Here is a 7757-nt window from a genome sequence, read left to right as displayed (position 1 = left end):
GGGCGCGCGGCGGGGCGACGGCGTGCGCGGCGACGCCCGCGAGCATCGCCCGGGCGGCCGGGCCGCGGAACCGTGCGTCCCAGGCCGGGGTGCCGAACTCGGCGATCCGCAGGCCCAGCCGAAGGGCCGTCAGCGGGTCGGCGGGCAGCCGGCGCTGGTCGGAGAGCGCGGCGTCGACGGTGCCCTGCCAGCGCTCCACCAGCGGGCCGAACAGGGCCCGCCAGGCACGGCCGTCGCGGCCGAGCCGTTCGGCGGTGCGGTCCAGGTCGCGGTAGGCGATCCCGGCCGGGGCGCCGTCCAGCGGCTGGGCGTACGGCGCCGGGGGCTGCAGCAGGTCGACCCGTTCGGCGAGGCCGAAGGCACGGAAGAACGGGGAGGCCAGGGCCATCGGGTGGGCGACCGAGCAGAGGTCGTGCAGGAAGCCGGGCAGGGTGGTCTCGGCGGTGCGCATGCCACCGCCGACGGTCTCGGCGGCCTCGTACACGACGGTCTCCAGGCCGGCCGCGGCGAACAGCAGTGCGGCGGCGAGCCCGTTCGGCCCGGAGCCGACCACCACGGCGTCCGCCCCGCCGCCCCCGTCCGCCCGGCCGCCGCCCGCCGCGCTGCCGGAAGCCCGCCCTGCCACCGCGCCCACGCTCCTCGTACCCGCCCGTTGACGATCCGTCCGTCCGCACTCTCGCACACCCGGTCGGCGACCCCGCGCACCCCCGGGCGGGTCGGGGGTGCGCGCCGGGCGGCGCGGCGGTCGGACAAGCTCTAGCCGCGCCGGGGCTCCCAGCGGAACAGCCGGCGGCCGAGGACGGCCGCGGCGGCGATCCAGACGGCGATCATCAGCAGCGAGGGTGCGGCGTGCGCCCAGCCGTGCAGCAGGTCGAGCCGGTCCAGCGGGGCGCCGGCCCAGGTCTCGTGGCCGAAGCCGCGGCCGAACCAGGCCGTCCGCAGGGTCTCCACGACCGGGGCGAGCGGCAGCACGTGCGCGGCGGGCCGCAGCCAGTCGGGCATGGAGGCCAGCGGGGCGACCACGCCGCTGCCGAACATGCAGAGCAGCAGCACCGGGGTGGCCACCATCGGTGCCGCCTCCGCGCTGGGGGTGGCGCCGGAGAGCGCCACGGCGAGCACCGCGAAGAGCAGGTAGCCGCCGGCCACGGTGAGCAGGAAGAGCAACGGGTCGGCGGGCAGCTGCGCGCCGAACCAGCCGACCGACACCGCGCCGAGCACCAGCACCTGCAGCAGCACCACGGCGCCGCCGGCGCCGATCTGGCCGGCGAAGATCGCCGTCGGCGGGACCTCGGTGCCGCGCAGCCGCTTGAGCACCAGGTCGTCGCGGCGGGCGACCACGCCGTTCAGCAGGTTGATGAAGGAGGTCACCAGGGCCAGGCCGATGAAGCCGACGGTGGTGTAGCCGGCCGCGTTCACCCCGGCGATCTCCTTGCCGCGCAGCGGCGCCGCGACCACCAGGTTGAGCAGCACCGGCAGCAGGAAGCCGATGAAGGTGGAGCGCCGGTTGCGCCAGAACACCCGCCAGGAGAGCAGGAACTGGCCACGGGCGTAGCCGAGCCAGCCGTGCGGTGCAGCCGGCCGGGCGGACGGTGCCGGGGCGGCTCCGGTCCGGTGGGCGGCGAGCGCGCCCGTCGTGTCGGTGGTGGTCATCGTGCACCCGCCCCTTCGTGCGCCGCACCGGTGCCGCGGCCGTCGTGCGCCAGTTCCAGGAAGACGTCCTCCAGGGAGGCGGACCGCACCTCGATGCCGTCCAGCTCCACCGACCACTCGGCCGCCCAGGCGTGCAGCGCCGCCAGCGCCGGCGCGGTCCGGGCCGCCGTGTACACCGCGACGCCGTCCGTGACGGTCGCCGACTCGCCCATCACCTGCGGCAGTTGGGCCTCGCTCACGCCCTTCGGCAGCGGGAAGGTGATCCGGGTGCGGTGGCCGGAGAGCACCTCCTCCACCGTGCCGACGGCGGCCAGCCGGCCCCGGTCCATGATGGCCACCCGGTCGGCCAACTGCTGGGCCTCCTCCAGGTAGTGGGTGGTCAGCAGGACGGTGGTGCCGGACGCCTGCAGCTCCTTGACGATCCGCCAGGTGGTGCGGCGGGCCTCCGGGTCCATGCCGGTGGTGGGCTCGTCCAGGAAGAGCAGGTCGGGGCCGTTGAGCACGGCCAGCGCGAGGTCCAGTCGGCGCCGTTCGCCGCCGGACAGCTGGGCGACCCGGGTCCCGGCCCGTTCGGTGAGGCCGACCCGGGCCAGCACCTCGGCGGTCGGCCGCGGCCCGGTGAGGAAGGTCCGCCAGGAGTCGACCGTCTCGGCGACGGTCAACTCATGGAAGAAGCCGCCCTCCTGGAGCATCACGCCGGTGCGCCGGCGGACTTCGGGCCCCTGTGCGTACGGGTCCAGGCCGAACACCCGGACCGTGCCGGAGCTCGGCGGGCGGTAGCCCTCCAGTACCTCCAGCGTGGTCGTCTTGCCGGCGCCGTTGGTGCCGAGCAGGGCGAAGAGTTCGCCGCGGGCCACGGTGAAGGACACACCGCGCACCGCCTCGTAATCGCCGTAGCGGCGGTGCAGGTCCCGCACCTCCACGGCTGCCGTCCCGGGAATTCCGGAGCTGATGGTGGATGTCATGGAATACAGCGTGAGGGGTGTGGGGCGACAAATGCAAGAGTCCACATATCTGCAGCTCAGAGGGTATTCAAAATGTCATGGGCGAGGGTGTGTCATTTTCTACTGGTGAATTCCTGACATCCCTTACTGTCGCACTCCTGTGCCCCGGGTGCATATTTTTCTCGTCGCCGGGAGCGAGTCGGAGAAAAGGCCGGCGGACGAGCGGCGGAGAACGGTGACCGGGCCCCGGCCGGGGAGCGGCGCCGACCATCGGAGGGAGACCACCATGGCCGAGAACGAGATCACCGAGAACGAGCAGTTCGACATCGAGGTCGAGGAGCTCGACACCGTCAACGGTGGCATCAGCGTCAGCTCGCTGGCCTGCGCCGCCTGCCCGGTCTCCAGCTTCAGCTCCGTGTCCAACTCGGTCGCCGAGACCGCCGCGGAGTAACGGGTCCTGTGCCGCGGTGGGCCCGCCTCGCGGGTTCCACCGCGGCACCCCTGTTTCCGCACCCGAACTCAGAGCGCCACCGACCCAGTTGAGGAGAGCCGGGCATGGACAGCCTCCGGCACGAGCTGACGCGGTTCATCCAACAGCCCGCCGCGCAGCAGGACCCACCCGCGCTCTACCGCAGGCTGCTCGCCGGGGCCCCGGTCCTCGACCTCGGCCGGGTGCACGTCGTGTCCGGCTACGAGGAGATCGTCACCGTCCTCATGCACCCCGGCACCGCCGTCGATCCGACCGCCGTGGGCCTGCCCCGGGCCGGCGCCACCGCGCTCTCCCGGGTGGTCGACCGGATGCTGCCGATGCGCGACGGCGCCGACCACACCCGCCTCAAGCGGCTCGCCACCACCGCCTTCAGTGCCCGCCGACTGGAGCAGATGCGGGAGCGGATCGAGGTCACGGTCGAGCGGATGCTCGAACCCCTGCTCGCCGCAGGCTCGTTCGACGTCGTCGCCGACCTGGCCGTGCCACTGCCGGTCGCCGTCTCCTGCGCGATCCTCGACATCCCCGACACCGAGCAGGAACGCGTCACCGGCTGGGCCCGCCTGGTCGCCCGCTCCCTGCTCGACGACTTCGACGGCACCGACGGCGCCGCCCGCATCGCCGAACTCGACGCGGAGTTCGAGGAGTTCCGCGGCTACGTGGAGAACCTCTGCGCGACCCGCGCGGCCGAGCCCGGCGACGACCTGATCAGCCGGCTCGCCGCCGCCCGCGGCGAGGGCCGGCTCGACGACCAGGACCTGCTGGCCTTCGTCGTCATGCTGCTGGCCAACGGCCTGGAGACACTCACCTCGGGACTCTCCTTCGCCGTCTGGCAGCTGCTGCACACCCCCGGACTCGCCGAGCGCCTGCGCGAGCGGCCCGCCGACGCCGCCGCCGTCTTCGACGAGGCCCAGCGGCTCGGCAGCCCCGTCCGGGCCAGCGCCCGTGCCCTCACCCGCGACGTCGAGGTCGGCGGCACCGTGATCCCGGCAGGCCGGGTCGTCCTGCTGCTGTACGCCGCCGCCAACCGCGACCCGCGGCGCTTCGCCGACCCCGACCGCTTCGACCCGGACCGGGCCGAACTGCGCCACCTGGCCTTCGGCCACGGTCCGCACCATTGCCTCGGCGCCCCGCTCTCCCTGATGGCCGGCGCCGCCGTCCTGTGGGGCCTCGCCGCAGCCGGCGAACACCGCGGGCTGAGCACCCCGCTCACCACCAGGACCGCCTCCTGGAGCACCCAGTTCGTCTTCGGCGGCCTGCGCGAACTCCCGCTGCACTGCCCGCCCCGACCGGTTCTCACGGAGGTGGGACAGGCATGAGCGGCACCGCCACCCGAAAGCGCACCCGACGCGGCGGCACGGCAGCCGCACCGACCCCGACGCCCGCCGCGGCGGAGGAGCGGGCGCCGACGGCACCGACCCCGCCGGTGGCCGGCGGGCCCGAGGCCCCGACCGGCGCCCCACCGCCCAGCGCAGTGGCCGCAGCAGCGGCACTGCCCGCAAACACGGCAGCGGCACCGTCCGCGACCGCGGCCGCCGCCGGGCGCGCCGCGGCCGTCCTCGAACCGGGGCTGGACCAGCCGGTCGGGCTGGTCGGCGCGCGGCTGTCGGCCGCCGCGGCGGCGCTGCTGCTCGCGGTCGGTGCCGGGACGGCCTGGGCGGTGTTCGGCACGCTGCCGCACACCGTGGCCGTGCCCGCCGTCGTGGCCCACGGCGCCGCTCCGGCGACCGTCCGCGCCGATCAGGCGGGCACGCTCGTCCGCCTGCTGGTGGGCGCGGGTGAGCGGGTGGCGGCCGGGCAGTCCCTGGCCGTGGTGCGCGGCGCCGACGGGCGGCAGTCCGAGCTCCGCGCCGAGCGGGCCGGGACGGTCTCCGCGCTGGTGGCCGCCCCCGGGGGGGTGCTGGCGCCCGGTGCTCCCGTCCTCACCCTCGACCCGGCCGGACTCCCGCTGACGGTACGGCTGTTCGCCACCGACCCGACGAGGGCCCGGGAGCTGCGTCCGGGGCGGACGGTGCTGGTCCCCGTCCCCGGTGGTGCACCCGTCCGGGCCGTGATCACCGCCGTCGATCCGCTGCCCGCCCGCGCCGACTCACTGGACGGCACGCTGCCCGTGCCGCTGCCGGGCCTGCCCGCCGGCGCCGCCCCGATCTGGACGGCGTACGCGGAACTCCCGCCCGCTGCACAGCAGTCGGCGGTCGCTCTGCCCGGCCCGCTGCCGGTGACCGTCGACCTCGACCTCGGCGCCCGCCACCCGTACCAGGCCGTGCTCGGCAAGGGGGTGGCGCGATGAGCCTCGACGTCCGGGAGACCCCGGCCGCCGCCGACACCACCCCCGGCACGGCCGCCGAGCGGCAGAAGCCCGCGAAGGGCCCGCGGCGACGCAGGCCGCGCCGCTACCTCCGCACCCCGGTCGTGCCGCAGATGGAGGAGCAGGACTGCGGCGCCGCCTGCCTGGCCGTGGTGCTCGGCGCGTTCGGGCGGCGGGTGACCCTGCAGGAGGCGTCCCGGTCCTGCGGGGTGAGCCGGGACGGGGTGAGCGCCGCCGCGGTGGCCCGCGCCGCCGGCCGGTACGGGCTGACCGCCCGCGGCCGCCGGGTGGTGCGCACCGAGGGCCGGCTGCTCGGCCTGGAGCAGGTGCCGGTGCCGTCGATGGTGCTGGTCACCGGCCCGCACTTCGCCGTCTACGAGGGCGTCCGGCGGGGCCGCGTCCACCTCAACGACCCCTCCCTGGGATCCTATTCGGCCTCGCCCGAGGAGTTCTGGGAGTCCTTCGCCGGGATCGCGGTCGGCTTCGAACCGGGCCCCGACTTCGAGCGCGGCGGCCGCCGCTTCCCCCTGCTGCACGCCCTGGCCGCCCGGATGCGGCCGTTCGCCGGCCCGCTGCTGCTCGCCGTGCTGCTGGCCGTGCTGCTGGCCGTGCCCGGGGTGGCGGCGGCGTTCCTGCTGAGGGCCTACCTCGCCTCGGTGACGCTGGCCGGCACCGGCTCCTGGGCGCTGCCGCTGACGCTGACGGCCGCCGCGGTCGCCGCGACGGTGCTGTTCGGCAGCTGGCTGCAGCAGAGCCTGGTCAACCGGGTGCTGGAGGCGATGGCGGCGCGCGGCTCGTCCGGCTTCCTGTGGCGGATGCTGCGGCTGCCCGGCTCGTTCTTCCACCGGCGGCAGCTCGGCGGTCTGGTGACCCGGGTGCAGATGAACGACGGCCTGGCCGCGCTGCTCTCCTACCGGGCCGCGGGCGCCGCAGCCTCCGCCGCCTCGGCCGCCGTCCACCTGGGCGCGCTGGCCTGGCTGGAGCCCCGGCTCGCGGCGGTGCCCGTCGCCGTGGCGGTGCTGGACGTGCTGGCGCTGCGGGTCGCCGACCGGCGCCGCGGCGGCCTGGTGCACCGGCTGCACGCCGAGCAGTACAAGCGCGACGGCGTCGCCTTCGCCGGGGTGTCGGCGATCGAGACGGTCAAGGCCGAGGGCGCCGAGGACTCCTTCTTCCGGTCCTGGGCGGGCTGGCAGGCCCGCGCGATGGAGACCGGCCAGAAGGTCACGGCCGCGGTGATCGTGCCGCTCTCGCTGCCCGGTGCGCTCAACTCGGCCGCCACCGCGACCGTGGTGGTGGCCGGCACCTCGCTGCTGCTCGGCGGCTCGCTCACCCTGGGCACCCTGGTGGCCTTCCTGCTGCTGCTCAACGGCTTCCTCCTGCCGGTCGGCCAACTGGTCGGCGTCGGATCGGAGTTCACCATCGCCCGGGCGCAGAACGCGCTGCTGGCGGACGTCGAGACCACCGAGCCCGATCCCTTCCTCGCCCCCGTTCTCGATGCGCCCGCCGAACCCGTCAGGCTGACCGGTGAGTTGGAGCTGCAGGATGTCTCCTTCGGCTACGACCCCAACCGCCCGCCGGCGATCTCCGGCATCTCGCTGCGGATCCGGCCGGGGGAGTGGGTCGCCGTGGTCGGCACCAGCGGCAGTGGCAAGTCGACCGTGGCCCGGCTCGCCGCCGGGGTGCTCCGGCCCTGGAGCGGCCGGGTCCTGCTCGACGGGCGCCCCCGCGACGACTGGCACCGGGCCGTGGTGACCGCCCAGGTCGCCTACGTGGAACAGCAGTTGCGGCTCTTCGAGGGCACTGTCCGGGAGAACCTCACGCTCTGGGACCCGACCCTGCCGGAGGACGCCCTGCACCGGGCGCTCGCCGACGCCGAGGCCGCCGACCTGGTGCGCCGCCGCGGGGGCCCGGACGGCGCCCGGATCGAGGAGGACGCCCGCAACCTCTCCGGCGGTGAGCGCCAGCGCCTGGAACTCGCCCGGGCCCTCGCCCTGGAGCCCGCCCTGCTGGTACTTGACGAGGCCACCTCGGCCCTCGACGCGCACACCGAGGCCGCCGTCAACGGGCACCTGCGCCGCCGCGGCACCAGCTGCCTGGTGCTGGCCCACCGGTTGAGCACCGTGCAGGCCGCCGACCGGGTGGTGGTGATCGAGGGCGGCCGGATCGTCCAGCAGGGCACCCCGGCCGAACTCGCCGCCGTACCGGGCCCGTACCGCACCCTGCTGGCCGACACCCTGCTCGCCGACCGGGCGACCGGCACCCAGGAGACCGTATGACCACCGCCACGACCCCGGCGGCCCCCGCAGCCGCCGGCCCGGCCGCGACCGCCGCCGCCAACCGGGCGGCGCTGGCCGCCGCCCTGGGCGAG

Annotated in this window: 7 protein-coding genes; 4 read left to right on the top strand and 3 right to left on the bottom strand. The window is 75.7% G+C overall.

Annotated elements, in window-relative coordinates; all coding sequences use genetic code 11:
- The 3 genes from KSNIM_RS10100 to KSNIM_RS10090 form a co-directional block, all read right to left on the bottom strand.
- Positions 1 to 625 (bottom strand): NAD(P)-binding protein (locus KSNIM_RS10100; RefSeq protein WP_263102892.1); only part of this gene is annotated, 625 nt, incomplete at its 3' end.
- Positions 626 to 756: 131 nt separating this feature from the next.
- Complete coding sequence (locus KSNIM_RS10095) at positions 757 to 1650, bottom strand: ABC transporter permease (RefSeq protein WP_263102891.1); 894 nt, start codon at positions 1648 to 1650, stop codon at positions 757 to 759.
- Positions 1647 to 2615, bottom strand: coding sequence for an ABC transporter ATP-binding protein (locus KSNIM_RS10090; RefSeq protein ID WP_263102890.1), 969 nt, complete (start codon positions 2613 to 2615; stop codon positions 1647 to 1649). Before KSNIM_RS10090 ends, KSNIM_RS10095 begins: the two co-directional genes overlap by 4 nt.
- A gap of 265 nt (positions 2616 to 2880) precedes the next feature.
- On the opposite strand from KSNIM_RS10090, the gene KSNIM_RS10085 reads away from it, so the two are divergent.
- The 4 genes from KSNIM_RS10085 to KSNIM_RS10070 all read left to right on the top strand — a co-directional run bounded on the left by KSNIM_RS10085 (position 2881) and on the right by KSNIM_RS10070 (position 7665).
- On the top strand, positions 2881 to 3045 hold the full coding sequence (locus KSNIM_RS10085; protein WP_179419324.1) for a hypothetical protein: 165 nt from the start codon (positions 2881 to 2883) through the stop codon (positions 3043 to 3045).
- Between the two features lie 104 nt (positions 3046 to 3149).
- Positions 3150 to 4400: a cytochrome P450 gene (locus KSNIM_RS10080; protein ID WP_263102889.1), complete on the top strand. Its 1251-nt coding sequence runs from the start codon at positions 3150 to 3152 to the stop codon at positions 4398 to 4400.
- The gene (locus tag KSNIM_RS10075) at positions 4397 to 5371 is read left to right on the top strand and encodes an HlyD family efflux transporter periplasmic adaptor subunit (protein WP_263102888.1); all 975 of its coding nucleotides are present in this window, start codon (positions 4397 to 4399) and stop codon (positions 5369 to 5371) included. The genes KSNIM_RS10080 and KSNIM_RS10075 overlap by 4 nt, the downstream gene beginning before the upstream one ends.
- On the top strand, positions 5368 to 7665 hold the full coding sequence (locus KSNIM_RS10070) for an ATP-binding cassette domain-containing protein (protein ID WP_263102887.1): 2298 nt from the start codon (positions 5368 to 5370) through the stop codon (positions 7663 to 7665). The genes KSNIM_RS10075 and KSNIM_RS10070 overlap by 4 nt, the downstream gene beginning before the upstream one ends.
- Positions 7666 to 7757 lie beyond the last annotated feature (92 nt).

The sequence above is a fragment of the Kitasatospora sp. DSM 101779 genome (genome assembly GCF_025655475.1).
GTDB lineage: Bacteria > Actinomycetota > Actinomycetes > Streptomycetales > Streptomycetaceae > Kitasatospora.
Note: the sequence above shows the minus strand (reverse complement) of the source record. Positions and strands in the feature narration are given on the sequence as shown.

Coding starts and splice junctions, on each gene's coding strand:
- KSNIM_RS10080 (WP_263102889.1), top strand. CDS start 3,150: ATGGACAGCCTCCGGCACGAGCTGACGCGGTTCATCCAACAGCCCGCC.
- KSNIM_RS10070 (WP_263102887.1), top strand. CDS start 5,368: ATGAGCCTCGACGTCCGGGAGACCCCGGCCGCCGCCGACACCACCCCC.
- KSNIM_RS10090 (WP_263102890.1), bottom strand. CDS start 2,615: ATGACATCCACCATCAGCTCCGGAATTCCCGGGACGGCAGCCGTGGAG.
- KSNIM_RS10075 (WP_263102888.1), top strand. CDS start 4,397: ATGAGCGGCACCGCCACCCGAAAGCGCACCCGACGCGGCGGCACGGCA.
- KSNIM_RS10085 (WP_179419324.1), top strand. CDS start 2,881: ATGGCCGAGAACGAGATCACCGAGAACGAGCAGTTCGACATCGAGGTC.
- KSNIM_RS10095 (WP_263102891.1), bottom strand. CDS start 1,650: ATGACCACCACCGACACGACGGGCGCGCTCGCCGCCCACCGGACCGGA.